Annotated in this window: 24 protein-coding genes and 1 pseudogene; 9 read left to right on the forward strand and 16 right to left on the reverse strand. The window is 57.5% G+C overall.

Translation table 11 applies throughout. The features are described 5' to 3' along the window. Positions 1-7 precede the first annotated feature (7 nt). Complete coding sequence (locus ACN28Q_RS01390) at positions 8-793, forward strand: lipoyl protein ligase domain-containing protein (protein ID WP_095844695.1); 786 nt, start codon at positions 8-10, stop codon at positions 791-793. A 9-nt stretch (positions 794-802) separates the two neighbouring features. On the opposite strand, the gene ACN28Q_RS01395 is transcribed toward ACN28Q_RS01390, so the two are convergent. The 7 genes and pseudogenes from ACN28Q_RS01395 to ACN28Q_RS01425 all read right to left on the reverse strand — a co-directional run bounded on the left by ACN28Q_RS01395 (position 803) and on the right by ACN28Q_RS01425 (position 7116). Further along, positions 803-1582 carry an acetoin reductase gene (locus ACN28Q_RS01395; protein ID WP_095844696.1) on the reverse strand — a complete coding sequence of 260 codons (780 nt, stop codon included), beginning with the start codon at positions 1580-1582 and terminating at the stop codon, positions 803-805. A gap of 130 nt (positions 1583-1712) precedes the next feature. Beyond that, positions 1713-2768, reverse strand: a complete 1056-nt coding sequence (locus ACN28Q_RS01400) for a 2,3-butanediol dehydrogenase (RefSeq protein ID WP_095844697.1) — start codon at positions 2766-2768, stop codon at positions 1713-1715. Positions 2769-3183: 415 nt separating this feature from the next. Beyond that, positions 3184-4614: a 6-phospho-beta-glucosidase gene (locus tag ACN28Q_RS01405; RefSeq protein WP_095844698.1), complete on the reverse strand. Its 1431-nt coding sequence runs from the start codon at positions 4612-4614 to the stop codon at positions 3184-3186. A 167-nt stretch (positions 4615-4781) separates the two neighbouring features. Next, positions 4782-4949 (reverse strand): annotated as a pseudogene (locus ACN28Q_RS01410) (carbohydrate porin); the annotation flags it as partial. Positions 4950-5032: 83 nt separating this feature from the next. Next, on the reverse strand, positions 5033-5344 hold the full coding sequence (locus ACN28Q_RS01415) for a PTS lactose/cellobiose transporter subunit IIA (protein ID WP_095844699.1): 312 nt from the start codon (positions 5342-5344) through the stop codon (positions 5033-5035). Between the two features lie 25 nt (positions 5345-5369). Continuing rightward, positions 5370-6692, reverse strand: a complete 1323-nt coding sequence (locus ACN28Q_RS01420) for a PTS sugar transporter subunit IIC (RefSeq protein ID WP_095844700.1) — start codon at positions 6690-6692, stop codon at positions 5370-5372. A gap of 109 nt (positions 6693-6801) precedes the next feature. Beyond that, a complete protein-coding gene (locus tag ACN28Q_RS01425) occupies positions 6802-7116 on the reverse strand; it encodes a PTS sugar transporter subunit IIB (RefSeq protein WP_095848865.1) in 315 nt (104 codons plus the stop codon). Positions 7117-7311: 195 nt separating this feature from the next. Here ACN28Q_RS01425 and ACN28Q_RS01430 point away from each other — a divergent pair, with 195 nt between their 5' ends. Then, positions 7312-8049 (forward strand): GntR family transcriptional regulator, encoded by a 738-nt coding sequence (locus ACN28Q_RS01430; protein WP_095844701.1) that lies wholly within the window; start codon positions 7312-7314, stop codon positions 8047-8049. 235 nt (positions 8050-8284) lie between these two features. Here ACN28Q_RS01430 and ACN28Q_RS01435 read toward each other — a convergent pair whose 3' ends face one another. After that, positions 8285-8872, reverse strand: a complete 588-nt coding sequence (locus tag ACN28Q_RS01435; protein ID WP_095844702.1) for a nitroreductase family protein — start codon at positions 8870-8872, stop codon at positions 8285-8287. Positions 8873-8974: 102 nt separating this feature from the next. Beyond that, positions 8975-9985, reverse strand: coding sequence for a GntR family transcriptional regulator (locus ACN28Q_RS01440; RefSeq protein WP_095848866.1), 1011 nt, complete (start codon positions 9983-9985; stop codon positions 8975-8977). A gap of 446 nt (positions 9986-10431) precedes the next feature. Between ACN28Q_RS01440 and ACN28Q_RS01445 the strand changes: the two genes are divergently transcribed. Genes ACN28Q_RS01445 through ACN28Q_RS01475 form a run of 7 tightly spaced genes read left to right on the forward strand, consistent with a single transcriptional unit; the run spans position 10432 to position 16818 of the window. Then, the gene (locus ACN28Q_RS01445; protein WP_095844703.1) at positions 10432-11313 is read left to right on the forward strand and encodes a polysaccharide deacetylase family protein; all 882 of its coding nucleotides are present in this window, start codon (positions 10432-10434) and stop codon (positions 11311-11313) included. Positions 11314-11348: 35 nt separating this feature from the next. Then, a complete protein-coding gene (locus ACN28Q_RS01450) occupies positions 11349-12689 on the forward strand; it encodes an MFS transporter (RefSeq protein ID WP_095844704.1) in 1341 nt (446 codons plus the stop codon). Positions 12690-12729: 40 nt separating this feature from the next. After that, positions 12730-13503 (forward strand): SDR family NAD(P)-dependent oxidoreductase, encoded by a 774-nt coding sequence (locus tag ACN28Q_RS01455; RefSeq protein WP_095844705.1) that lies wholly within the window; start codon positions 12730-12732, stop codon positions 13501-13503. Positions 13504-13524: 21 nt separating this feature from the next. Beyond that, positions 13525-14271: an SDR family NAD(P)-dependent oxidoreductase gene (locus tag ACN28Q_RS01460; protein WP_095844706.1), complete on the forward strand. Its 747-nt coding sequence runs from the start codon at positions 13525-13527 to the stop codon at positions 14269-14271. Positions 14272-14287: 16 nt separating this feature from the next. Next, the gene (locus ACN28Q_RS01465) at positions 14288-14608 is read left to right on the forward strand and encodes a hypothetical protein (protein WP_095844707.1); all 321 of its coding nucleotides are present in this window, start codon (positions 14288-14290) and stop codon (positions 14606-14608) included. After that, positions 14592-15620 carry a CobW family GTP-binding protein gene (locus tag ACN28Q_RS01470; RefSeq protein ID WP_095844708.1) on the forward strand — a complete coding sequence of 343 codons (1029 nt, stop codon included), beginning with the start codon at positions 14592-14594 and terminating at the stop codon, positions 15618-15620. The genes ACN28Q_RS01465 and ACN28Q_RS01470 overlap by 17 nt, the downstream gene beginning before the upstream one ends. A gap of 4 nt (positions 15621-15624) precedes the next feature. After that, positions 15625-16818 carry an ABC transporter substrate-binding protein gene (locus tag ACN28Q_RS01475; RefSeq protein ID WP_095844709.1) on the forward strand — a complete coding sequence of 398 codons (1194 nt, stop codon included), beginning with the start codon at positions 15625-15627 and terminating at the stop codon, positions 16816-16818. Between the two features lie 17 nt (positions 16819-16835). Here the strand turns inward: ACN28Q_RS01475 and ACN28Q_RS01480 are convergent, their stop codons facing one another. The 7 genes from ACN28Q_RS01480 to ACN28Q_RS01510 form a co-directional block, all read right to left on the reverse strand. Continuing rightward, a complete protein-coding gene (locus tag ACN28Q_RS01480; protein ID WP_095844710.1) occupies positions 16836-17762 on the reverse strand; it encodes a WaaZ-like lipopolysaccharide core biosynthesis protein in 927 nt (308 codons plus the stop codon). A gap of 354 nt (positions 17763-18116) precedes the next feature. Further along, positions 18117-19340, reverse strand: coding sequence for an acyl-CoA dehydrogenase family protein (locus ACN28Q_RS01485; protein ID WP_095844711.1), 1224 nt, complete (start codon positions 19338-19340; stop codon positions 18117-18119). Between the two features lie 10 nt (positions 19341-19350). Further along, the gene (locus tag ACN28Q_RS01490) at positions 19351-20805 is read right to left on the reverse strand and encodes an MFS transporter (RefSeq protein ID WP_095844712.1); all 1455 of its coding nucleotides are present in this window, start codon (positions 20803-20805) and stop codon (positions 19351-19353) included. 252 nt (positions 20806-21057) lie between these two features. Next, positions 21058-21933 (reverse strand): MetQ/NlpA family ABC transporter substrate-binding protein, encoded by an 876-nt coding sequence (locus ACN28Q_RS01495; protein WP_095844713.1) that lies wholly within the window; start codon positions 21931-21933, stop codon positions 21058-21060. 2 nt (positions 21934-21935) lie between these two features. Further along, the gene (locus ACN28Q_RS01500) at positions 21936-22640 is read right to left on the reverse strand and encodes a methionine ABC transporter permease (protein ID WP_095844714.1); all 705 of its coding nucleotides are present in this window, start codon (positions 22638-22640) and stop codon (positions 21936-21938) included. Further along, on the reverse strand, positions 22637-23656 hold the full coding sequence (locus tag ACN28Q_RS01505) for a methionine ABC transporter ATP-binding protein (RefSeq protein WP_095844715.1): 1020 nt from the start codon (positions 23654-23656) through the stop codon (positions 22637-22639). Before ACN28Q_RS01505 ends, ACN28Q_RS01500 begins: the two co-directional genes overlap by 4 nt. 7 nt (positions 23657-23663) lie before the next feature. Next, positions 23664-25070, reverse strand: coding sequence for an LLM class flavin-dependent oxidoreductase (locus tag ACN28Q_RS01510; protein WP_095844716.1), 1407 nt, complete (start codon positions 25068-25070; stop codon positions 23664-23666). Between the last annotated feature and the right edge of the window lie 24 nt (positions 25071-25094).

The raw sequence follows: 25094 nt of genomic DNA on the forward strand, positions 1-25094 counted from the left end.
TGAACACATGCCGCACACATCGGCCGCAACCGCGCGTTGCGGCCTGTTTCACTGGTTACACAACCAATTACAGCACTGCGACGATCCGACAACCGCCGAGGACGAGCTGTTTGGCTATGCCGCGGCGGGCACGGCGGTGGCGAAAATCTGGCAGGCGCCGCAAGCGCTGGTCGCCCCGCGAACTTACACACGCCATGCGCCCCTGGAACAGGTGCGCCAACGCTTTAGCGCTCAGGGTTGCCCGGTGTTCCTGCGCAAATCCGGCGGCGGCCTGGTGCCGCAGGGGCCGGGCATCATCAATCTTAGCCTGGCCTATCCGCTGCAACAAAGCCTGGGGGACGCGGCAACGCCGGTTTACCTGCATCTGTGCGAAATACTGCGCGACACGCTGCAAACATTCGGCATTGCCAGCCGCTTTCAGGCGGTGAGCGGCTCCTTTTGCGATGGCCGCTTTAACCTGGCCTGCGGCAACCCTGACGATGCGCGCAAGATCGCTGGCACGGCACAGTACTGGCAGCCACTGCCCGGCCAGACGGACGGCCAAGCCCGGCGCCACATCGTGCTGGCGCACGCGGTGCTGCTGGTGGCGGTGGATTTGCCACGGGTGCATCAGTGGGCGAATTCGTTTGAACAGCAGATTGGCAGCGGCCGCCATTACGATGCGGCGAAAACCGTGGATATGGCGGCGTTGATGAATGCCGGCCCCGAACGGCAGCAGGCGTTATGCCAGCAGGTAAGCACGGCGCTGGGGGAAAGTGTGCGCCAGCGGGCAGCGCCGTTTGCCACCCGCTAGCGCCTTGTTTTAACGGTAAACCAGGCCGCCGTCGGTCAGGATCGACTGGCCGGTGATGTAATCCGAATCCTCACTGGCGAGGAACGTCACCAGTGCGGCCACGTCCTCTGGCGTTTGCGCGCGGCCGAGCGCAATACCGTCGACGAATTTCTTATAGGTTTCGCCTACCGGCGTGCCGGTCACATCAGCAAAGCGCTGGTCGATCTCAACCCACATATCGGTGCCGACCACCCCCGGGCAATAGGCATTCACCGTAATGCCCGCGCTGGCATATTCTTTGGCCGCCGCCTGCGTGAGTGCGCGCACGGCAAACTTGGTGGCGGAATACACCCCGAGCATAGCGAAGCCTTCATGCCCAGCGATGGAAGAGGCGCTGATGATTTTGCCCTTGTGCCCCAGCGCCTTGAATTTGGCCGCCGCGGCCTGGATGCCCCACAGCACGCCGTTAACGTTGATACTGAAAATGCGCGCCACTTCGGCTTCGCTGACATCGGCCAGTGGGTTAACCTGCGCGATGCCGGCATTATTCACCATGATATCAAACCCACCCAGTTCACCTGCGGCATGTTCGATGGCGGCATACACCTCGTCACGGCGGCTGATATCGGCAACAAAGGTTGTTGCTTCACGCCCTAAAGCCCGGATCTCGCCGGCAACTTGCGCCAATTTTTCTTCATTAAGGTCCACCAGGGCGATATTGGCGCCGTCAGTTGCCAACCGCAGGGCGATGGCCCGGCCAATCCCTTGTGCACCACCCGTAACCAAAGCCACTTTCTGTTGTAATTTCACTTGAACAACCTCCTGATTTGAGTTTCGACATCCAACAGCACATCAGGCACCGCCGGCGGCGGTGCGCACATCAATAGCGCTTATGATTAAGCATAGGTAATGCTGCCCGCCGCGAGGGCTAAAACGTGCGCTATACCGGCGGCTGCACCAGAATTTTAACCTGTTGCTTTTCGCGCACTAGGGTTTCAAACCCCTGCTCGACAATGTCGTCTAACAGGATCTTCTTGCTCACCAGCTTATCGGCCTGAAAATAGCCGCGGGTCATCAGTTCCATTACCGCTGGGAATATATGCCGATAGGCGATGATGCCTTTCACCGAGCGCTCATGCAGCACCAGCGTATTGGGCTGAAACGAGGCTTCTTTTTCCCAGATGGAAACCACAACGGTTTCCCCTTCGTAATGGGTGCTGTTAATGCACTGCGCCAGCACCGCCGGCACGCCGGTGACTTCAAACGCCACATCCACCCCGCCGTCGCTCAGCGCCTGTAAGCGGGCAACCGCATCTTCTTTGCCGGGATCGATCACTGCCCTGGCGCCCAATTCCGTCGCCTTGGCCGCCCGCTGCGGAGAAAGCTCGACGGCATAGATCTCACTGGCGCCCGCCGCACGCAGCGCCTCAATAATCAGCAGGCCGATTGGCCCGGCACCAAACACCGCCGCCTTGTCGCCGGCCTTCAACCGGCTCATGCGCACCGCATGCAGCGCCACCGCCGCCGGCTCCACCAACGCCCCCTGTTCAAAGGACAGCGCATCCGGCATCTTGTGCACCCGCTGCGCCTGCACCACGGTATAGCTGGCAAACCCGCCGCCGCCGCCCGACAGGCCGTGGAAACCAAGCTGGCTGCACAGATTGTACTTATCTTGCTTGCAGGCGGCGCAGTGGCCGCAGGCCAGAATCGGCTCCACCACCACCCGATCGCCCGGTTGGCAATGCGTCACGCCGCTGCCCACGGCCACCACCTCACCGGAAAACTCATGGCCAAGCACAATCGGCGCGCGATCGTGGCTAAGCGGGTGTGGCGCATTAACCGGAATAAAAATCGGCCCGGCGATGTATTCGTGCAGATCGCTACCGCAAATGCCCGTCCACGCTACTTTGATCTTCACCTGCCCGGCAGAGGCGGTAGGTTCTGCAATGTCCTCAACCCGGATATCGCGGGCCTTGTACCAACGCGCTGCTTTCACAAATACCTCCAGTCAAGAGTCGGAAGAATGAATCCCAGTTCACCGGTTTATACCGTGCGAGATTTCAGCCTGCGGCCGACCGCCGAGAGCTGAAAATACCGAGAGCTTGCCGAACCGGCATGCCAGCAGATAAGCGAAAGCCGTGCCAACGGTAGAAAATAATTAATGGTTGTTAAATCAAAGTGATAAAAAGCGAAGGATGCCATTGAGGAAAAAAGACGAGGGAAGATGCTACAGGTGTCACAGGTGACAACCGCAACTGTGGCGAAACCGACTGCAAATATAATTGAATGGCGGCGACGAGGCCGCCGACAGCGTGAGATTTTACTGGTGGCAAGACAAATAGCGGATTATTCCCATGCTGAACATCCGCTGAAGCAAGCGGCAAGCAGGCACAAACGTGCCGTTTTAATCTTTACAGCGTTTCGCCATTACTCGCGATAACGTTCTGGTACCAGGTAAAAGATTTCTTCGGGCTACGCGCCAGGGTGCCATTGCCTTCATTATCTTTATCGACATAAATAAAACCATAGCGCTTTTTCATTTCGCCGGTGCCAGCGGAAACCAGGTCGATGCAGCCCCATGGGGTGTAGCCCATTAAATCGACGCCGTCTTCCATCACGGCTTTTTTCATTTCCGCAATATGCGCAGAGAGATAATCGATACGGTACTGGTCGTTCACCATACCGTCGTTCTCCAACACATCAATAGCACCAAAACCATTCTCTACGATAAACATCGGCAGTTGATAATGATCCCAAAACCAGTTCAGGGAATAACGCAGCCCCACCGGATCAATCTGCCAGCCCCACTGCGACTTCTGCACATGGGGGTTAGAAACCAGGCTCTTCGTTTCATGGTAATCCAACTGCGGATTGTCATCGGTGGCTTTAGTGGCAAACGACATATAGTAGCTAAAGCCGATATAGTCGACGCGGCCCTGGGCCAGCGCTTGACAGTCGTCTGCCGTAATATCCAAAGCAAAACCGCGGCGTTTAAAGTAGTTCAGCAGATGCGGGGGATACTTGCCGCGCACATGAACATCGGTAAACCAATAACGACGGTGCATAGCGTTCATCGCCATCATCATGTCATTCGGCGCACAGCTCAACGGGTAAATTGGGCACATCGCTATCATACAACCTACCCGCATCGACGCATTAATTTCACGAGCAACTTTCACCGCCAGCGCGCTGGCCACCAGCTCATAATGCGCAGCCTGGTACATTAGCCGCTCGCGATCCTCACCTGGCTGGTATTTCAAACCGGAGTTAGTGAACGGCGCAAAATCTTCATGGAAATTCGCCTGGTTGTTAATCTCGTTAAAGGTCATCCAGTATTTCACTTTGTGCTGGTAACGGGTAAATACCACCTGGGCAAAACGCACAAAGAAGTCGATCAGTTTACGGTTACGCCAGCCACCATATTCAGTAACCAGATGGTAAGGCATTTCGAAGTGAGAGAGCGTTATCACAGGTTCAATGCCGAACTTCAGGCATTCATCAAACAGGTCATCATAGAACTGCAGGCCGGCTTCGTTGGGTTCCAGTTCGTCGCCCAATGGGAAAATACGCGCCCAGGCAATCGAAGTGCGGAAACATTTAAACCCCATCTCGGCGAAAAGCTGAATGTCATCCTTATAACGGTGATAAAAATCAATGGCTTCATGGTTAGGATAATTTTTACCAGGCAGCACGCCGTCGGTGATTTCGCGCGGCATGCCATGTTCACCAGCCGTCATCACATCGGCGATGCTCACTCCCTTACCGCCTTCTTTCCAACCGCCCTCTAACTGATGCGCAGCGACCGCCCCGCCCCACAGAAAACCTTCTTTAAATCCAGACATACTTTCTCCTCATAAGCGCTCGCTTATTCAGCGAGCTATATTTTTTATTGACGTGATAAACCGCACTAATAATCTCAAGCGTTCGACGATATCGCGGCCAATTAATATCGATAGCAGTTCGAATATATTGACACGTTTATAAATGCAGGCACCGAAAGGGATAACAGTTACCACCAGACCTCTGCCTGCACGCCAAACATAAATTCATCTTTGCTATCTTGACTAAACTTAAAGCGAGACAATTCGTTGTCCAGAATATTAATATACGTTCCGTAAAAACGAATTTCAGGACGAGATTCTAATAAGGTTTCCCCAACTTTGAGCGCATGTAATCCAACCTTTAATTTATTTGTATTCATAGGGTGCCTTTACGTATTATTATAATTTTCGTTCAGCCGTGAGGCCAAAACAAGTAGCTTCAGGTAGTCATTTCTTTACGTAGGGCAATAATTTCTTTGGCTAAATCCTGGCACAGCATAGCGGTCATTAAATGATCCTGTGCATGAACAAGGATCAGGTTAACATTAATTTTTCCGCATCCTTCATCCTGCCCGATAAGTATCGTTTGTATCCGATGCGCTTCACGGCAGGCGGCTTCCGAGCTGGCCATCAACGCCTCCGCGCGCGGCCACTCCCGGCAACGCGAAGCGGCTATCGCCTCCATTGCATCCGAGCGCGCCTGCCCCGCATGGATAAGCAGCTCCATAATCGTGCTTTCATCAGCAAACATATTCATCTCTCCTGAAAATATTGAATTATTCAGCGGCCACAGCGGCATTCACCTTATTAGCGGCAATCACAAACGGTAGATAAATCAGGGTAGAAACACCCAGGCATAGGAAACCGACACACAGCGCCAACCAGTTGCCGCCGGTGCCGAAGAAGGCGATAAGCGGGCCCGGCGTCGTCCACGGCACGGCATAAGCGACAGGTGGAATAAACTCCATGCTGATAAAGAAATAACCAATCAGTGCGTTAACAAAAGGCACCAGGATAAACGGAATAACCAGAATCGGGTTCAGCACAATCGGCAGACCAAACATCACGGGTTCATTAATATTAAACAGGCCGGGTACGAAAGACATTTTCGCCAGGCTACGGTAATCTTGGCGCCGGGAGGCGATAAAGATCGCCAGCAACAGGCCCAGCGTCATTCCCGACCCGCCGCAGTTGGCGAAGGCATCGTTGATACTACTCCAGGTTATCGGATACGGCGCTCCCCAGGTGGTTCCGTGCGAAGCGGTGTAGGCGAGGTTTTCCAGGTTAGCTTCCGAGAAAATCATTTCACGAATCGTGGCAATCGTATTTGGCCCATGAATTCCCAGGATCCAAAGGAAGTTAGTCACTACACCAAGAATCAATACCGTGACGATATTGGTTCCCATCTCTTTTAACGGCGCCTGGATCAAGGAGTAGATCAGATCGTTAAGCCCATTAGGTGAAATCTTCGTCAACAGGTAGTTGGCGATAGAAAAGAAAACCATCACACAGAAAATCGGCAAAAGCACTTTAAACGACCGCGTCACCGCAGGTGGCACTGCGGCCGGCATGTTAATCGTAACCCTTGGATTACGTGCCAGGCGGCAAAAGACTTCGCTGGCGATCAGCGCGACGATGATGGCAACAAACAGCCCTTGTGGCCCAAGGTATTTGGTGGTCAGATAGGCTTGGCCGTCAATAATGGTGTAAGGCGTATACACCACGAAGAATGCGCCAATCGTCGTCAGGCCGCAGAGCAAATCGTCTTGCTGATAGCTAATCGCGATATTTCGCGCCACCAGGAAAGCAATTAATAGCGCCATGATATTGACTGAACCGTTCATTACCGGGGTAAAAACTTGCTGTGCATCGGCCAGATGCGGAAATATCTCCCCTAAATGTAGGAGACTGGCGATAAAACCATCGGGGGATAAAATAGCAAAATTGATGAGAATAATCAGAGAACTGGCCATGACAATCGGAAAAGACAAAATAAACGCATCCCGGATTGCCGATACATGGATCTGCGAATTTAATTTTATTGCGATGGGAACAAGGATTTTTTCCATGCCTCGTTCAAAAGCGCCCATAAAACTCATGATAAATCCCTATATTCAATCATTAAATATAATTTATTCAGGAAACGTACATAGACTAATAGCGCCAGTAATAAGACCTTTCATTGCAACCTGAAAATCAACTGAAGGATTATTTTTTCGCCAGTAACGCCAGCGCAAATTCCAACACTGCCTTGCCATTCATTTCTCCATAAGACTTCATATCAATAACCGCTACTGGCAGCAAACCTTGCGCCACATCCTCTATTTCTTTTTTCTGAAAACGCACCTGTGGCCCAAGCAGAACAACATCAACTTCATTTTTTTTGATTTTTTCCTTGGCCTCAGAAATAGCCAGCGCATTGATATTCACTGAAATGTTTTCGCCTTGAGCATACACTTTCATTCGATTAACCAGCATGCTGGTCGACATCCCAGCCGCACATACTAATAATATATTAGTCACGCCATTCATCCTTTTCATTTAACGACATTAATTGACAGGTACTTTAATAAGTATAAATATGTGCAACTGTGAAGCAGATCACAGTTAGAAATTGTAAAGTCGTTCAAAAAAAGCCTAAACTATGAACCTATTTTTTTAGAAATTAATGGATTAATGATAACATCATGTTCTATAAGGCCCCCAAGAGGTTCATAAATGATCTATAAGAACATAATCAATATGCTTAAAATAGAAATCAATGGTTCTAATTATAACATTGGGGATTTCCTTCCATCGGAGAAAGAGCTGGCCAAGCAATACGCCATCTCACGTAACACGCTTCGTAAAGCACTGAAAGAATTGGAAGATGATGGATGGATTGAACGACGTCATGGTTCAGGAAGCTGGATCAAGAAAAAATACTTTCAGACAGCAACCAACCGTTCAGATAGCTTTAGCTTTACACAGATTGTTAATAGTGAAAATAAAACGCCGTCTAGCCAGGTGCTTAAATTCGAGTTACAGCATGCCTCTGAGGAAATCTCGAAGATGCTTCAACTTCTCCCTGGGGAACCGGTCTACTATGTAAAAAGATTACGCCTTATCAACAATATTCCCATACAGTTAGAAGAAAGCTGGATGTCAGCAACCCGTTTTCCTGAACTGTCATTTTCGCATGTCTTACAATCAAAATATTCATACATAGAGGATAAATGCGGGGTAAAAATAAAAGGGAGTTATCAATCTGTGTTAGCCATGAATCCTTCTGTAGAATTAGCCACTATTTTAAGGACTAGCACGCAAGATCCAATTATAAAAATGTATACCCAAGCCGTTGATGAGGAAGACCATCCCATTGACTACTCAATTCTTTATACCAATATGTATGAATTCCAGATAAAATATTACTTCCCACGAAACTTTAGCGCTGAGGGGAATACCTTCATAGAATGACATGTTGCGACTGTTTACTTTATTTACACGGTTTGCATCCACAACGATAAAAGCCACGCGGGCTTAACCTTTACTGCCAAACGGCTTCTGCTACAGTTTTTTGTCGTTTACCGGGCTCATCGTGCTGTTTCGCCATGCTTATTCCCCAACAGTGTAAAAAGCAGCAGGCCGGGCATCATCCCCTGCCCGGCCTGCTGGTCGTTAATAGGCTTGCGCCGCGCAAACGCGGCATGGCTTACAGCTTAACGTTCAACCCTTCGGCGACCGTATCAGCTACCGCCAGGCGGCCGCTTTGGGCCTCCTTCTGCTGCAGGAAGTCCGGCAGCAGCGCCTTATCGCCGGGCTTGCCGATGGCGATCATACCGTGCACCGCATAGTTGTCCGGCAGCTTTAACGCCGCTTTGATCTTGTCATGGTGCACGCCACCCATGCAGTGGGTCTGCCAACCTTTGAGATGCGCCTGCAGCGCCAGGTTGGCCCAGGCGGCGCCGGTATCAAACGCATGGCTCGGGTTGCTGACTTCGCGCTCACCATTCTGGCTGGTGGTCTTCGACACCACCACCACCAGCGCCGAGGCGTGCTGCGCCCAGCCGCGGTTGAAATCAATCAGAAAATCCAGGTAATCGCCCCAGCTGGCGGAGCCGTTCTTGCTATAGCTAAAGCGCCACGGCTGAAGATTATAGGCGGAAGGTGCCCAGCGCGCGGCTTCAAACAGACTCAGCAGGGTTTCATCATCGATCGCATCATTCTTCAACGCGCGCGGCGACCAACGTTCAACAAACTGTGCATCTATCGGGTACTCGGGGGTTCTTAGCTGGCTCATAAGCATCTCTCATGATGTAAACAGAAGGTAAACCGCTTGATAATCCCATATGTCAGGTGAAAAAAATTTCGATTTTGTGCCATCCCGCACATTAAACACCGCCTAGCTCAGGCGCCGCAGGTAAGGCGGTAGATCCGGCTCGGGCAGGACGGAAAGCACCTTCAAGCGCTGCAAGGTCCGCGTCTGGGCCCGGTTGAGGTGTTCCTGCAGGCCGAGCGCGGCGGAGTCATACGCCCCCTGCAGCAACAGTTGCAGCACCAGCCGGTGCTCATTGAGCATCGCCGCCTCCACGTTAACCCCGAGCGTGTCATAGAAGATACGCGTGACGATCAGCGGTGATTGGCTTTGGCGCAACATCGCCAGCAGGGTTTTGTTGCCGGCCGGCGCCAGGCAAAGAATATGCAGATCCTCTTCTACCTGTTCCAGCAGCGCCAGGCTAAAACGGCCCTGCTCTAGCTGTTCCAGGCGCGCCAGCGCCGCCAGCAGTTGCTCGCGCGCCACGCCCGGAGCGGCTTTGCGCAGCGCAATTGGCTCCAGGCTGGCGCGAATTTCATAGTGATCGGCGATCTGGCGCGCCGTCAGCGGCCCGGCCAGCCACTGCGAGTACGGCTCCTTTTCCACCAGGCCGCGATCGCGCAGCCGCATCAGCGCCTCACGGATAATGCTGCGGCTAACGTTGTAAAACGCCGCGGCGTGCCCTTCATTCACCTGATAATGGCCAAACACCATGCAGGTAGAGAGCGCTTCCTGCAGATCGCTGAACACCTTTTCACCGGTGCTGCGTGTATCCACCAGAGCTTCCTGTTGATCCAGCCCCAGCACGGCGCGGTTAAGCGGCAAGCGCTGCGGCTCCACCGTTTGCCCAGCGCCGGCGACCATAAAGCCACGCCCTTCAAACCGGGTTATCAGCCCTTCTTCATGCAGCAGCCCCAGCGCACGGCGCACCGGCACCCGGCTGGTGCCGAAGACCTCGGCCAGCGGCCCTTCCAGCAGCACCAGCCCGGCCGGCACCGCACCACTGCGGATTGCGTCATCCAGCACCTGACGGATCGTCTCATAACGCGCCGCCGCCCGCGTTTCCCCGCCGTTTTTTTCCGCTATGGCTTTTTCCATCCGTTTGTAACCCAGCAACCGTCCTCAGGTGAATAACAGGCATTATGGCACACTCCTGCCGCCAGTTGGCGCGCCCGATACCTTGCCCCCGGATCGCACAACGCTCTCATACCGCGCACAATAATGGATCGTTAATGCAAAAATTCATTTTATCACCATGGGCGGCCAGGTGCCGGCTCACGCTTGGAACAGACAAATCGTCGAATTTTAACGCCATAAATAACATCAGGTTAGCCACTCTCCCGCCTCCAAGCGCCATTTTTAGCCCTTTATTCCGCCGACTTGGCATTTTGCTTGCTTGCATAAAATGTACATTTATATAAAAGATACATTTTAAAGATCATTAAATGAACAATTTTCTGCCGCAGGCGGCGTGAGCAACGATTTTCAACCGGCGGCCGCGGCTGCCGATACCCGCGATAACTCGCAAACCAGGAGAAAACACCATGGCTAAAGACATACTGTGTGCATTTGGCGTTGACGTGGATGCCGTTGCCGGCTGGCTGGGCTCTTACGGTGGGGAAGACTCCCCGGATGATATCTCACGCGGCTTGTTTGCCGGGGAAGTGGGCGCCCCGCGCCTGCTGAAGCTGTTTGCCGATCACAATCTGCGCACCACCTGGTTTATCCCAGGGCATTCCATCGAAACCTTCCCGCAACAAATGAAAGCGGTGGCGGAGGCCGGGCACGAAATCGGCGTGCATGGCTACAGCCATGAAAACCCGATCGCCATGACGCCAGTGCAGGAAGAAGCCGTGCTGGATCGCTGTATCGAGTTGGTGACGCAACTGGCCGGCAAACGCCCGACTGGCTACGTCGCCCCGTGGTGGGAATTTAGCAACGTCACCAACGAACTGCTGCTCAAAAAGGGCATCAAGTACGATCACAGCCTGATGCACAACGATTTCCACCCTTATTATGTGCGCGTAGGCGACAGTTGGACGCGCATCGACTATAGCCAGCAGCCCGACAGTTGGATGAAACCGCTGCAGCGCGGCGAGGAAACCGATCTGGTCGAGATCCCCGCCAATTGGTACCTGGACGATCTGCCGCCGATGATGTTCATCAAGAAATCCCCCAACAGCCACGGCTTCGTCAACCCACGCCACCTGGAAGAAATGTGGCGCGATCAGTTCGACTGGGTGTACCGCGAAAACGACTACGCGGTGTTCACCATGACGATCCACCCCGACGTTTCCGGCCGCCCGCAGGTGCTGCTGATGCTGGAACGGCTGATCAAGCACATCCAGAGCCATGAAGGCGTGCGCTTCGTGACCTTCGATGAAATTGCCGATGACTTCCTGCGCCGCAAACCGCGCACGGTCTGAGCCTGATTCACCCTATTGAATGAGTGACAGCAAACATGAACATCTACACAAAAACCACGGTCAACGGCTGGCAACCCCAGCAACTCACCATCAGGGATGTTAAATTCGCCACTTGGATCGCGTTCTTTGCCTGGGTATTCGCCGTCTATGATTTTATTCTGTTCGGCACCCTGCTGCCGGAAATCGGCGCGCATTTCGGCTGGAACGAAGTGGAACAGGCAGAGCTGGCCACCTGGGTCGCGGTGGGCGGTGCGGTGATCGCGCTGGCTATCGGCCCATTGGTCGACAGGCTTGGGCGGCGGCTGGGCATTGTTTTCACCGTCGGTGGTGCCGCCGTGTGTTCGTTGCTGACCGCCTTCGGCGGCGGCTGGAGCAAAGGCGCGCTGATCGGCATCCGCTCGGTCGCCGGGCTGGGCTATGCCGAACAGACGGTAAATGCCACTTACCTTACCGAAATGTATGCTGCCATCAACGATCCAAAACTGAACCGCCGCAAAGGCTTTATCTACAGCCTGGTGCAGGGCGGCTGGCCCATTGGCGCGTTGGTCGCTTCAGCATTGACGGCGCTGTTGATGCCGCTCATTGGCTGGCAGGGCAGCTTTATCTTCGCCGCCCTGCCGTCATTTGTCATCGCGTTGCTGGCGATGAAGCTGAAAGAAACCCCACAGTTCCAAATCCACCGCCATATCCACCAGTTGCACAAGGCCGGCGAGGCGCAACAGGCCCGGCAGGTCGCCGACGACTACCAGGTGGATTACGACACCCATCAGAACGCCGGCCTGGCCGCCGCGTTCCGCGGGGCATCGCTGCGCGCCACGCTGGTGCTGGGAGGCGCATTTCTACTCAACTGGTTTGCCATTCAGATCTTCAGCGTGCTGGGCACCACGGTGATCACTAAGGTGCACAACGTCTCGTTCGCCAACTCGCTGCTGATTTTGGTGCTCTCCAATCTGGTGGGCTATTGCGGCTACCTGACGCACGGCTGGCTGGGCGATCGTTTCGGGCGCCGCAACACCATCGCCGTCGGTTGGATGCTCGGCGGGCTGGCATTTACCGCCATGCTCTATTGCCCAAGCGATTTCACCATCATCGTTGCGCTGTACAGCGTCGGTCTGTTCTTCCTGATCGGCCCTTATGCCGCCGCGCTGTTTTTCATCAGCGAAAGCTTCCCCACCGCCATTCGCGCCACCGCCGGCGCGTTGATCGCCGCGATGGGGCCGGTCGGGGCAATCATTGCCGGCATTGGCGCCACCACCGTACTTGGCGACGGCGGCCACTGGCAAACGGCGGCGCTGCTGTTTGGCGCGATACCCTGTTTTATCTCCGGCATCATTATGCTGTTCGCCCGCCACGTGGCCCCGCACAGCGTGAAATAAACCGCGCCGGGGCAACCCCGGCGCCAGGAGAATCGAGCTTATGACTGAACTCAACGGTTCACCGGTCGCGCTGATCAGCGGCGCGGCCAGCGGCATCGGGCTGGCGCTGGCGCAGGCCTATGCCCGCAACGGCGTACGCGTCGCCGGCGGCTATTATCCGGCCGATCCGCACGATCCGCGTCAGGCGGCCGCGTCGGTTGATGCCGCCGGCGGCGGCGCGCTATGGCTGGAACTTGACGTCACCGCAACGGCGTCGGTAGACGCCTTCGCCCAGCGCGCGCTGGAACATTTCGGCCGGATTGATTACGTGGTGGCCAACGCCGGTCTGCTGTACCGCTCGCCCATCGGCGAAATGAGCGATGCCGAGTGGCACAAAATGCTGGATGTCGATCTTAGCGGGGTGATGCGCCTGTTTCGCGCGGCGGCCAATCGTATGACGGGCCCCGGCAGTATGGTGGCGATTTCGTCGATCGCCGGCGCGTTCTACGGCTGGCAGGATCACGCGCATTATGCGGCGGCCAAGGCCGGAGTACCCGGCATCTGCCGTTCAATGGCGGTGGAGCTGGCGCCGCGGGGGATTCGCTGCAACGCGGTGATCCCAGGGCTTATCGAAACCCCGCAGTCGCTGGATAAGGTCAATTCGCTGGGGCCAGAAGGGCTGGCGAAGGCGGCGCGCGCTATCCCGTTGGGGCGCGTGGGCCAGCCGCAAGACGTCGCCGGCCTGATTCGTTTCCTCACCAGCGATGACGCGGCCTACATCACCGGGCAAAGCATCATCATTGACGGCGGGCTGACGGTCCGCTGGCCTGATTAACCGCCATCAAGGAGCTACGCTATGTTATTGCAACACCGCCGCGCGCTGGTTACCGGCGCGGCCAGCGGCATCGGCGCCGCCATCGCCAGTGCCTTCGCCGCTGAAGGCGCCGCGCTGGTGCTCAGCGATCGTAACCCTGCCGGGCTTGCGGCAACGGTTGAGCATTGCCGTGCGCTGGGCGCCGCCTGCCACGGCGTGATCGCCGACGTCGCCGAACCGGCGGGCGCGCAAAGGGGCGTTGATGAATGCGTGCGCCTGCTCGGCGGCATAGACATTCTGGTCAATAACGCCGGTATGCTGACGCAGGCGCCCTGCACGGAACTGACGCTGGCCATGTGGGACGAGATGATGGCCGTCGATCTGCGCAGCGTATTTTTGGCCTCGCAGCGTGCGCTGCCGCATATGCTGCAACAGCGTTGGGGGCGCATCATCAATATCGCTTCGCAATTGGGCATCAAGGGCGGCGCTGAACTGTGCCATTACGCCGCCGCCAAAGCGGGGGTGATTGGCTTTACCAAATCGCTGGCGCTGGAAACCGCCGGGCAAAACGTGCTGGTGAACGCCATCGCCCCCGGCCCGATAGAAACCCCGCTGGTCGCCGGCATCAGCAGCGCCTGGAAAAGCGCCAAAGCCCGCGAGCTGCCGCTCGGGCGGTTTGGCCGCGCCGAAGAGGTCGCCCCGGCGGCGCTGCTGTTAGCAAGCGATCCCGGCGGCAATCTGTTTGTCGGCCAGACGCTGGGGCCAAACTCGGGCGACGTGATGCCCTGAAGACAGGAGAACAGCAATGTGCGGGCTATGTGGTTTACTTTCTGAAGGGCCGCAGTGGAGCGATCCGCTGCGCCAACAACACCTGCCGCCGCGCCAGCAGCGCCTGCAACAGTTGGCGCTGCTGAACCGCACGCTGGCGCCGTGGCGCCTGACGCTGCGCGATCTGCACGGCAGTACCTGGCTGTTGGCTGGCCCGACCGGGCAACAGGCCATCGTAACCGGCCTTGAGCAACTGTGGGGCGAGGTTGAACGGTTGATCAGGCGCCCGGCCGATCCGCTCGAACCGGGCTACCTGGCGGCGTTATCGGACGGAGGCGCGGATGGCGGCAATGTTTAAGATACCGGTACACGTGCTCAGCGGGTTTCTCGGCAGCGGCAAAACCACCCTGCTGCGCCGTTTGCTGCAAGGCCAGGATCAGCGTGACACCGCGCTGCTGGTAAACGAATTCGGCGCCGTGGGCATCGATCATCTGCTATTGGCCGAAGTGGCGCCGGATACGGTGCTACTGCCCAGCGGCTGCGTGTGCTGCGCCATGCGCGGTGAGTTGAAACAGGCATTGTTGGCGCTGTTTGAGCGCCGCCAACGGGGCGAGGTGCCGGCGTTCAGCCAGGTGATCCTGGAAACCACCGGGTTGGCGGACCCAGCGCCGATCCTCGCCACCCTGCTGCACGATCGTCAGCTCCAGCACCATTTCCGCCAGGGCACGATGATTACCCTGGTGGACAGCGAACACGCCTGGCAGCAAGCGCAGCATCAGCCGGAATGGCTGGAACAGGTCACCGCGGCCGATTGGCTGCTGCTCAGCAAAACCGATCGGGTGGCGGACGGCGCGCTCGCGCCGCTTCAGGATTACCTGCAACGGCTGAACCCGCTGGCGCATATTGCCCCGACCAGCACCCTGGCGGATGGCGATCTCAGCCTGTTCGGCGGCTGGCCGGACACGCTCGCGTTCCAGCGCCTGCGCCCGTTACCCGCCGCTGCGCCGCCGCCCGACGGCGCACGGCACCCGGCGACGCAAACCTGCACAATCGAATTTGATCGGCAGATCAACTGGTCGGCTTTCGCCGTTTGGCTTTCAATGCTATTACATTGCCACGGGCAATCAATATTGCGCATCAAAGGGATATTGAAGGTGGCGGAAAGCGCCACGCCGGTGGTGATCCAAGGCGTGCAGCACAGCCTGCACCCGCCGCTGCACCTCACCGCCTGGCCGCCGGGCGCGCAGCGTTCGCAAGTGGTGTTGATTATGCGTGGCATTGACCCCGCGCGGGTGCAAGATGCCTTTCACCGTTTTATGCTGTCGGTTGCTGCAACCACGCCGGTGGCTCCACCGCTTACGGAGATCTAACCGCATGCCCCGCTCCTCCATCGCCAGCGCGCCAGCCACCTTGCGGGTGCTGGGCACCTCGGTCACCCTGTTGGAAATTTTGCGTCAACGCGCCGAGCAGGATCTGGGCCTGCGCATCGAATACCAGATCCATGATGTACAGGACGCGCAGCGCATCGCCGTGATGCACCCCGAGCGCTACGATCTTTACGATCAATGGTTCCACAATGTGGATTTCGTCTGGCCGGCCCGGGCGGTTCAGCCGCTGGATATCAATCGCCTGCGTTACTGGGACGAAATCAACGATCTGCCGAAACGAGGCACCCTGTTCCCCGGCGGCCGGCTGGGCGACGGCAGCGTGCCGGTCAAGCGGCTCTATGTGCAGCACGATCACAGCCTCGGCAGCACGCCCACCGAGCGGATCAGCATGCTGCCGCTGACCCACAACGCCGACAGCTTCGCCTACCATCGGGATCGGCTGCCCAGGATCCTGCGGGATGAAGAAGAGAGCTGGGGCTGGCTGCTGCACCCGGCGTTCAGCGGCCAGGTGGCGTTGCAGAACGACGCGGCGATGGGCGGGCTGGATGCCGCGCTGGCGGCACAGGGCGCGGGGCTGGCGCGCTTTGCCAACATCGGCAATCTAAGCCTGGAAGAGATCGACCGCCTGACAAGCGTGCTGTCCGAACTGCACCGCCACGGGCATTTCGCCGCGTTCTGGGCCAGCCAGGACGAAGCCTGCCGGCTGATTGACGACCGGCGCGTCGGGATCCAAAGCCTGTGGGCGCCCACCTATTTCCGCCACCATTTCCAGCAGCGCGGCTATACGCTGGCGACGCCGCGTGAGGGCTACCGCGCCTGGTACGGCGGGCTGTCGATCTCGCGCTGCGCCAGCGGCCGCGTGCTGGACGCCGCCTATGATTACCTCAACTGGTGGCAATCCGGCTGGCCGGGGGCGGTGATGGCCAAACAGGGCTACTACATCTCTAACCCACAGCGCAGCCGCCCCTACCTATCCCGCGCAGAGTGGGATTATTGGTACGCCGGCAAACCGGCCAGCGAAGATTTGCCGGATGCCTATGGCAATGGCTTGATCCCTCAGGGCGAGCAGCGCGACGGCGGCAGTTACGAACAGCGGATGAGCCATATTGCGGTGTGGAATTCGGTGATGGACGAACATAACTATCTGGTGCGGCGCTGGCATGATTTTCTGCGCGCCTGAAGGCCCAGGCGCGGCTGTTATTCGCCGGCCGCCATCGCCGGTTGGATGAACAGTTCGTTACTGTCCACTTTTTCAAAAATATCGCTGCTGATTGCGCTGGTCGGCGACAGGTTTTTAACCGCGATATTATTGAGCTTCATCTGGTGGCTGGCATGGGCGAACGCCGGGATAATCAAATCATCCACTTTATCGGCCAAAAACGTCGGCAGCTTATTGGCGGCGGTTTCATAAAAGCGCGGCAGGTGGAAATTATTCATATCCAGGCCGGCGATCAGTAACTGCTCAAACCCAAGGTAAGAAATAATCTGGAATGCCCAATACACCACGGTGCCGGCGTCAAAAATACCGCTGCGAATATCATGGTTAAAAGCGATGGCGTGATTTTCCGGGCAAAAGCTGACGCTGGCGGCATGGCAATAATGTGGGCGCAGCGCTTGGGTAGGAATTCGCGGTTGATACGTTTTGTAGGCGGCGTCTTCAATAACGGCGAAGCGGCATTTCACATTGGCTAATGTGGCTTTATCAATAATTTTGGCGACGCCCTGCACGGTGGTGAACAATAAAATATTTTCGTCGCGGATAATACCTTCCACGATATCCGGCCGGCGGTCGATAAACCCCATATCGACAATCACGTAGAAACGGAAGTCTACCTCGTTATGCAAGAAATAGGCGCCGTTCACGCCAATCGCCGGCATCGGCGGCAAGGCGTCGAATTGCATACTGTTGATTGAAGGCCCGGTGGCGGTTAACAGCACATCGCCGTGGCAACTGCCCTTCAGCATCGCCAGATCGGCGATCGGTACCGGCTGTTTTTTATAACGCAGCGCAATGATTTCCCCGCTGGCGGCGCGTTCAATCTTTACATGGGGCCAGAGATTCTCATTATGGCGATAGGGACGTGGATGAGAATAACGGTATATCTGTTTAAAAAACGATCCCATAAGGCCAATTTCCTGTTATCGCTACGATCTATCACCGCACCTGGCTGGATTTATTTGAATTATTTTCACGCTATGGCTGGAAATGGCGCCCCGCCGAAACCGGGAATATCCCTACCACACCGCTGCGCCACCGGGCCGCGTATTGCTGTAGGCCAAGTATTAAGTGATTTAGTGATCGAGGCAATTTAGTGAACTTGAATTCTTTAGCAGGTTAACAATAAGAGATGTAATAAAATATTACGCAAGCATTTGTTTTGTGATCAACCTCCAAACTTGGCCGATTATTTCACCGCCTGGCTGGGCGCTATAGCAAAAACCCCGCTGGATGGCGGGGCTTTTTCTGCGCTCTGCGAGTTACGCCTGTGGGCTACTGCCAATTTGCCAGATGAATGTTGGCTCGCTGCCGTTGATCGCCCAGGCGCCGACGTTGCGCGCCTTGTAGATCACTGGGTTGTGTGAAGACAGCGTGCGGGCATTGCGCCAATGGCGGTCCAGCGCCTTACTCACCCGGGTGTCGGAAGCCCCCAGCGCATTAAACAGCTCACTGGCGGCGCGCGGCACCCATTCACTGGCGATCACCTGCGCCTTGGCGGCATCCACTTCAGCGGCAATGTTCTCTGCCTGTATCCGCGCCTCATCCTGCGATACGTGCGCCTCATAGGCACGCTGCAAGGATGCCGCCGCCTTCAGCACCGTGGCTTCCACCGCATAGGCCCAGGAAGCAATCTGCCCCACCACCTGCTGGATCTGCACATCGTCTTTCACCAGCGTGGCATTGCCGTGGCTATAGATACGCCGCCGGTTGCGCACGCCCGCGGCGGCGTCACGCTGCACCGCGCGGCCAACGCCGGCTAAACTGGCCAGCAAAACGTGCTGATAAAACGCCGTCTGGTAACGGAAACGATCGGCAAAGTCATACAGGTGTTCCGCTTCCACATGGGCATTGTTAAAGCGCGTGGTGCCGCTGCCGGTGGTGCGCTGGCCAAAGCCATCCCAGTCATCGTCACGTTCTACCGCATCCTGGTTGACATTGACGATGGCGATCACTGCGCCGCCGTTATCGCTGCGTTCGGCATACACATCAATCCAGTCGCTGAACAGGCTGCCGGTGCTGTAAAACTTCTCGCCGTTCAACCGCCAGGCGCCGTCGTGCGGCGTCACCTTGGTGATCACCTGGCCAAGCTGCACCGCGCCGATTTCCGTCCAACCGCTGCCGACCAACTCGCCATCCAAAAAGCGGCTGAACCAGCGATCGCGCTGCGGGCTATCCGGCTGATTAAGCCGGTCCTCCACAAAGGCAAAGTGCGCGCGCAGCGCCTGCGGCAGGTTGGAATCGGCCTCGGCCAACTCCGTCAGCAATTCAAACAGCTGCGGCAGCGAAGCGCCGTAACCGCCTTTCTCCCGCGGAATGCGCAGCGTGCCGAACCCGGCCTCTTTCAGCCAGCGTATCGGTTCATAGGGCAGCGTGCGCGTCAGTTCGCGCTCCAACGCACCGGCGGCGATGCGGGCAAAAATCGGGCGGAAGCGCTGCGCCAGTTGGGCATAATCGGCGCCGGTCGATAACAGATGTTGGCTCATGGCAAATTCCTCACAGTGACGTGTCCGCGGCGGTTTGTTCACCTCGGTCATCAATATCATTACGGGTGGGTTCAAAACGGATCGCCAGCAAAAAGACGATCGGGATGAACGCCGCCAGCGAAACAATCCAGAACATATCGGTGCCGAAACGCGCCTGCAGAATAGGCAGGATGAACAACGCCAGCGCGCTGCCGATGCCTGATAGCGAGCGGCCGAAGCCCACCCCGGTGGCGCGGATCGATGTTGGATAAGAGAGCGCCGGGTAAATCATCATTTGTGCGCCCGGGCCGAAGCCTTCGGCAAACAGCCACAGGCCCAGCATTAGCAGCGCCAGCCCGATGCCGAGCGCCGCGTGCGGCTGGCCGATTAACGCCAGCGCGATCAGCGCGATGAACTGCAGGGCAAAACCGGCGATCGCCACGTGGCGCGAAGGGTATTTCCACGCCAGGCGCATGCCGAGCAGGCCGCCGGTAAAGGCGAACAGCACGTTCAGGCCAAGCGAAGCGGAGATGGTTTCAAACACGCCGGCGCCGAGGAACTGCGCCAGGATCGACGGCAGGAAAAACGCGATCGCGGTGTATTCAAACGAGATACAGACGTTCATTACGCTGGCCACTATCGTGCGCTCGCGATACGGTTTTTGGAACAGCACGCGGAAGCTGACTTTGGGCGGCTGCGGTTTTTCCCGGCCGGCGGCGCTGGGCTCTTCATGGGCATCAATGCCGTACGATTCACGCAGAATGCGCGCCGCCCCCTTGAAGTCGCCCTGATTGGCGGCCCACAGCGGCGATTCGTTCATAAAGCGCCGGCGTACCATGATAATCAGCAGCGCCGGTACCGCGCCGAACAAAAGTGACGCGCGCCAGAGCCAATCGATGTGCTGCGCGGGTAACAAAAAGTAGAGCGCAAAGATAATCAGGAAGCACACCGAGGAAGCCGCGTACCACATCGGGCACCAGGCGGCCAGCCGCGCCGCTTTGTTGCCCTGGCCGGTAAACTTGGAAAACTCCGCCAGGTAGGCCATGGCAACCGGCAGATCGATCCCCACCCCGATCCCCATCAGAAAGCGTGCGCCGATCAGCACCCAAACGTTGGGCGCCAGCCCGGCGGCAATCGCCGATACCACAAAAAACAGCATATCCGCCATAAACACCTGATAGCGGCCATACTTATCCGTCAGCCAGCCGCCGACCAGGTTACCGATGATGGTTCCCACCATAATCGAAGACGTCACCACGCCAGTCAGCAGCGGGCTAAGGCTGAACTCGCGCACCACGTCATCAATGCCGTAAGACAGCGTGGTCAGGTCATAGGCGTCAAGAAAAACGCCGCCCAACGCCAGCAGGACAATCATACGCGCGTGGCTGTTCTTATCACTGCGTTGATTGATTAAGCGCGCCACATCGCTCACCGATCCAATCGGTGTGGACAGCGGCGCTGCCGTATCGATATTCAACGTACTCATAACGACCTCTAATTATTTTGTGCAGGTGTTCTTGTTATAGAACCAACCGGGGCGCTGCACAAACAACAAAAATCGCTATAAAAATATTAAATATCAATAAGTTAATTTAAAAACACTACGTAACGCGAGCACCGGGTTAACCTGGGTTAATCCGGTGCTGTTAGCCACATTGATTGGGCCGGCCAAACGCTTTCAGGTGCAGCGCTGTGGCCGCCGCCGGCACTGCGCATCCACCTGGGTGAATACAGAGGGTTACTCCGCCGATACCGGTACCAAAACCCCTTTCACCAAAGGATCGTCCGTTTGCTGCAGGTATTGCTGCACGCGCGGATCGGCAAAGGCCTGCTGCAGTTTCTTGATATTGGCGTCTTCCAGGTACGGCGTGCCAATCACCAACTGCGAGGCGAAGGTCTTCGGCGCCGGTGGGAACAAAATCCCCTTCTCGCGCGGCACTTTGCCCGCGTCAAACTGCGAAACATAACCAATGGCGGCATCCACCGAATTCAGCGCACGCGGCATGGTCAGCAGATCCAGCTCCTTAAAGTTGAAGTTGCGCTTATTGACGGTGATGTCTTTCAGCTTGGCAGTGCGGGGTTCGATGGTGGGATCCAGCCCAATCAGCCCAATACGCTGCAGCAGCCACAGCGCCTGGCCCTGGTTAGCGCCGTCGTTCGGCACCACAATCTCGGCACCGTCGGGCAACGCGTCTATCGAAGGGTAACGATCCGAATAAATGCCGAACGCCCATTGGAACACCGGCTGCGTTGGCGTCAATTTGAAGCCGTTGGCATCCACCACCTGTTTCAGCCACCACTGGTGTTGGTAAATGGTGGCGGCATATTGCCCTTGCGCCACCGCCCGGTCCGCCTGCACCGGGTCTTGCAAGCCAACCGCTTCCAGCTTGATGCCGTAATCCGGTGCGATATGCTCGCCAACGTATTGAATCACGCGCTGTTCCCCGGCCATCGCCGGCTCATAATGCACCTTCAGCGTGGTGCCGAACTGCACCGCCTGGCTCTTGCCGGTAGTGAAATACCACACTGCCGCCGCCGCAATCAGCAGCACGACAATCGCCAGCGGCAACGGCCAGCGCTTTTTCTTACGAATCTCAAACTCGTGATTTGACATAGTTAACGGGTTTCCTGATGGGGACGTAACGCGGCGACCAGGCGATCGCCGATAAATTGAATCAGTTGGATCGTGGCAATCAGCACCACAATGGTGGCGATCATGATGTGGTTATCGAAACGCTGGTAGCCGTAGACCACGGCCAGATAGCCTATGCCGCCTGCGCCGATGGTGCCGGCGATCGCCGAGTACTCAATCATCGAAATCACATTCAACGTGATGGCGGCGACAATCGCCGGTAGGGCTTCGCTCAACTGGGCATGCACGATGATCTGCCAGTGGGAGCCGCCGGACACCAGCCCCACCGCGGTGACATCTGCAGGCAGCTCACGCAGGGCGTTTTCCACCAGCCGGCCAAAAAACGGCACGCCGGCGACAATCATCGGGATCACCGCCGCCGGGATGCCGATGGTGGTGCCGGTCAGCCAGTAGGTGAACGGAATGATCGCCGCCATCAGCACCAGAAACGGCAGCGAGCGGCCCATATTCACCAGCCAGCTTAGCGTGCGGTGCAGCGCCGGCCTGGGGAACAGGCCGCGCGGGGCAGTGTTGAACAGCACCACACCCACCAGCCCGCCGAAGGTCACCACAAACAGCATGACGATGCCCACCATCAGCCAGGTTTCTCCGTAGGCGGGCAGCAACAAATGGTGAATCTGGTTCCAGGGCGTGTCCTGGCTCAGTACGCTATCGTCAACGCTTTTCATACCGCCTCCCGCAGCGCCGCCGGCTGTTGCAACACCGTGGTAATCACCCCAAGCCGCAGCAGTGCCGCGCGCAGTTCATCCAGCGCCGGCTGGCCCGCGCCATAGCGCACGGCGATCTCCAACCGCCCGGCCAGTTGGCCGCCCACCATCTCCACGTGGCCGCCGAGCAGATCGATGTGCAGGTTGAATTGCTGGCTGATGCGGCTGATCCAATCGGTGGCCACCGTCTGCTCGGCCGAATAGGTCACCTGCAGACGCAGCGCATCCGCCACCGGCAGCGCCTGCAGCGGGAACAGTTGGCTGCCCAGCAACGAATCCGGCGAAGCCAGCAGCTCGCGCACCGGCCCCTGCTGCACAATGGCGCCGTTGCGGATCTCCGCCACCGCATCGGCAGCGTTGCGCACCGCATCCATTTCATGGGTGATCAGGATGATCGACAGGCCGTACTCGTCACGCAGTTGCTTAAGCAGGTTCAGAATGGCCGCCGTGGCTTCGGGATCCAGCCCGGAGGTCGCCTCATCGGCCAGCAGCACCGAGGGCCGCAGCGCCAGCGCCCGCGCGATGCCCACCCGTTGGCGTTGGCCGCCGGAAAGCTGCGCAGGGTAAAAATTGGCCTTATCCGCCAACCCCACCGCCGCCAGCAGCGTCTTGACGCGTTGGTCGATATCGCGCGGCACCACACCAAGATATGCCAACGGCAGAGCGATGTTTTGCCAGGCCGTTTTGCGTTGCAGCAGCGCCGAAGACTGGAATACCGTGCCGATCGCCCGCCGCTCGCGGCGCAACGCTTCCCCCGACAGGCGCGACAGATCCTGGCCGTTAACGCGGATACTGCCGGCGCTGGGCTTTTCCAGCAGGCTAATGCACTTGGCCAGCGTTGATTTGCCGGCGCCGCTGGGGCCGACCACCGCCGTAATGGAACCCGCCGGCACCTGCAGCGAGATGCCCTTTAGCACCGGGATCTGCTCGCCGTTCGGGGCGCGGTAGTGTTTATGTAAATCGTCAATTTCGATCATCGGCCCCTCACTTGCCGGCAACGGCGGCCAAGGGGGATTCCGCTTGTGCCCAACGGTAGCCGGCCCCCGGATGCGGCAATGCCAGCCGTGGCCCCTGGTTGAACAATTTTTCCCGCAGCGTGCCGGGGGCATAGTCCTGCTTGAACACGCCGCGCTTTTGCAATTCGGGGATCAACAGTTCCACCACATCGGTAAAGGTTTCGTGGGTGACCGCATAGGCCAGATTAAAGCCGTCGACGTCGGTTTCCTCTACCCATGCCTGCAACTCATCGGCGACCGTCTGCGCGCTGCCCACCAGCAGCGGGCCGAAGCCGCCGATCCCCACCCAGTCGGCCAACGCTTCCACCGTCCATTGGCGATCGGGATCGGCGGTGGAGAAGGTTTCCACCGCCGACTGGATGGCGTTGGTGTGCAAATGCTTCAGCACTTGATTCGGCTGGTATTGGCCAAAATCGATGCCGGTCCAGCCGGAGACCAGCGCCAGCGCGCCTTCATAGCTGACGTATGACTTGTATTCCTGCCACTTGGCCTGCGCCTGTCGATCGGTTTCCCCCACAATCACCGTTTGCAGGTTGAAGATCAGTACGCTGCGCGGATCGCGCCCGGCTTCGGCGGTGCGGCGGCGAATGTCCGCCACGGTCTTTTTCAGCAACACCTTCGACGGTGAGGCGACGAATACGCACTCGGCATGCTCGGCGGCAAACTGCTTGCCGCGGTTGGAGGCGCCTGCCTGATACAGCACCGGCGTGCGCTGCGGCGAAGGCTCGCACAGGTGAATGCCCGGCACCTGGAAAAACTGCCCTTGATGGTTGATCGGGTGCACTTTGGCCGGATCGCTGAAAATCCCCCGTTCGCGATCGCGCAGGATCGCCCCGTCTTCCCAACTGCCTTCCAGCAGCTTGTAAATCACTTGCAGATATTCATCGGCGTAGTCATAGCGCGCGTCGTGGTCGGTCTGCGCCTGCTGGCCGATATTGCGCGCGCCGCTCTCCAGATAGGAGGTGACGATGTTCCAGCCAACGCGCCCCTTGGTCAGATGGTCCAGCGTCGACAGCCGACGGGCGAACGGATACGGGTGCTCAAAAGACAGCGAGGCGGTCAGGCCAAAGCCCAGGTGCTCGGTGACCAGCGCCATTGGCGTCACCAGCGCCAGCGGATCGTTAACCGGCACCTGCGTCGCCTGGCGAATGGCGGCGTCGCCGTTGCCATCCAGTACGTCGTAGATCCCCAGCACGTCGGCGATGAACAGCCCGTCGAATTTTCCGCGTTCCAGTAAACGCGCCAGATCGGTCCAGTATTCCAAATCCTTATACTGCCAGGAGCGATCGCGCGGGTGCGTCCACAGCCCCGGCGATTGGTGGCCAACACAGTTCATATCAAATGCATTCAGACGAATTTCACGTTGCGATGACATAGCGCTCTCCAATGCGATCGCGCG

Source organism: Gibbsiella quercinecans, assembly GCF_002291425.1.
In the GTDB taxonomy this organism is placed as follows: Bacteria; Pseudomonadota; Gammaproteobacteria; order Enterobacterales; family Enterobacteriaceae; genus Gibbsiella; species Gibbsiella quercinecans.

What these genes read in the sequence shown, in the direction of transcription:
- ACN28Q_RS01470 (WP_095844708.1), top strand. Translation starts at nt 14,592, where the DNA reads ATGGCGGCAATGTTTAAGATACCGGTACACGTGCTCAGCGGGTTTCTC.
- ACN28Q_RS01495 (WP_095844713.1), bottom strand. Translation starts at nt 21,933, where the DNA reads ATGTCAAATCACGAGTTTGAGATTCGTAAGAAAAAGCGCTGGCCGTTG.
- ACN28Q_RS01500 (WP_095844714.1), bottom strand. Translation starts at nt 22,640, where the DNA reads ATGAAAAGCGTTGACGATAGCGTACTGAGCCAGGACACGCCCTGGAAC.
- ACN28Q_RS01510 (WP_095844716.1), bottom strand. Translation starts at nt 25,070, where the DNA reads ATGTCATCGCAACGTGAAATTCGTCTGAATGCATTTGATATGAACTGT.
- ACN28Q_RS01390 (WP_095844695.1), top strand. Translation starts at nt 8, where the DNA reads ATGCCGCACACATCGGCCGCAACCGCGCGTTGCGGCCTGTTTCACTGG.
- ACN28Q_RS01435 (WP_095844702.1), bottom strand. Translation starts at nt 8,872, where the DNA reads ATGAGCCAGCTAAGAACCCCCGAGTACCCGATAGATGCACAGTTTGTT.
- ACN28Q_RS01430 (WP_095844701.1), top strand. Translation starts at nt 7,312, where the DNA reads ATGATCTATAAGAACATAATCAATATGCTTAAAATAGAAATCAATGGT.
- ACN28Q_RS01485 (WP_095844711.1), bottom strand. Translation starts at nt 19,340, where the DNA reads ATGAGCCAACATCTGTTATCGACCGGCGCCGATTATGCCCAACTGGCG.
- ACN28Q_RS01440 (WP_095848866.1), bottom strand. Translation starts at nt 9,985, where the DNA reads ATGGAAAAAGCCATAGCGGAAAAAAACGGCGGGGAAACGCGGGCGGCG.
- ACN28Q_RS01465 (WP_095844707.1), top strand. Translation starts at nt 14,288, where the DNA reads ATGTGCGGGCTATGTGGTTTACTTTCTGAAGGGCCGCAGTGGAGCGAT.
- ACN28Q_RS01445 (WP_095844703.1), top strand. Translation starts at nt 10,432, where the DNA reads ATGGCTAAAGACATACTGTGTGCATTTGGCGTTGACGTGGATGCCGTT.
- ACN28Q_RS01450 (WP_095844704.1), top strand. Translation starts at nt 11,349, where the DNA reads ATGAACATCTACACAAAAACCACGGTCAACGGCTGGCAACCCCAGCAA.
- ACN28Q_RS01475 (WP_095844709.1), top strand. Translation starts at nt 15,625, where the DNA reads ATGCCCCGCTCCTCCATCGCCAGCGCGCCAGCCACCTTGCGGGTGCTG.
- ACN28Q_RS01480 (WP_095844710.1), bottom strand. Translation starts at nt 17,762, where the DNA reads ATGGGATCGTTTTTTAAACAGATATACCGTTATTCTCATCCACGTCCC.
- ACN28Q_RS01415 (WP_095844699.1), bottom strand. Translation starts at nt 5,344, where the DNA reads ATGTTTGCTGATGAAAGCACGATTATGGAGCTGCTTATCCATGCGGGG.
- ACN28Q_RS01420 (WP_095844700.1), bottom strand. Translation starts at nt 6,692, where the DNA reads ATGAGTTTTATGGGCGCTTTTGAACGAGGCATGGAAAAAATCCTTGTT.
- ACN28Q_RS01405 (WP_095844698.1), bottom strand. Translation starts at nt 4,614, where the DNA reads ATGTCTGGATTTAAAGAAGGTTTTCTGTGGGGCGGGGCGGTCGCTGCG.
- ACN28Q_RS01505 (WP_095844715.1), bottom strand. Translation starts at nt 23,656, where the DNA reads ATGATCGAAATTGACGATTTACATAAACACTACCGCGCCCCGAACGGC.
- ACN28Q_RS01490 (WP_095844712.1), bottom strand. Translation starts at nt 20,805, where the DNA reads ATGAGTACGTTGAATATCGATACGGCAGCGCCGCTGTCCACACCGATT.
- ACN28Q_RS01460 (WP_095844706.1), top strand. Translation starts at nt 13,525, where the DNA reads ATGTTATTGCAACACCGCCGCGCGCTGGTTACCGGCGCGGCCAGCGGC.
- ACN28Q_RS01455 (WP_095844705.1), top strand. Translation starts at nt 12,730, where the DNA reads ATGACTGAACTCAACGGTTCACCGGTCGCGCTGATCAGCGGCGCGGCC.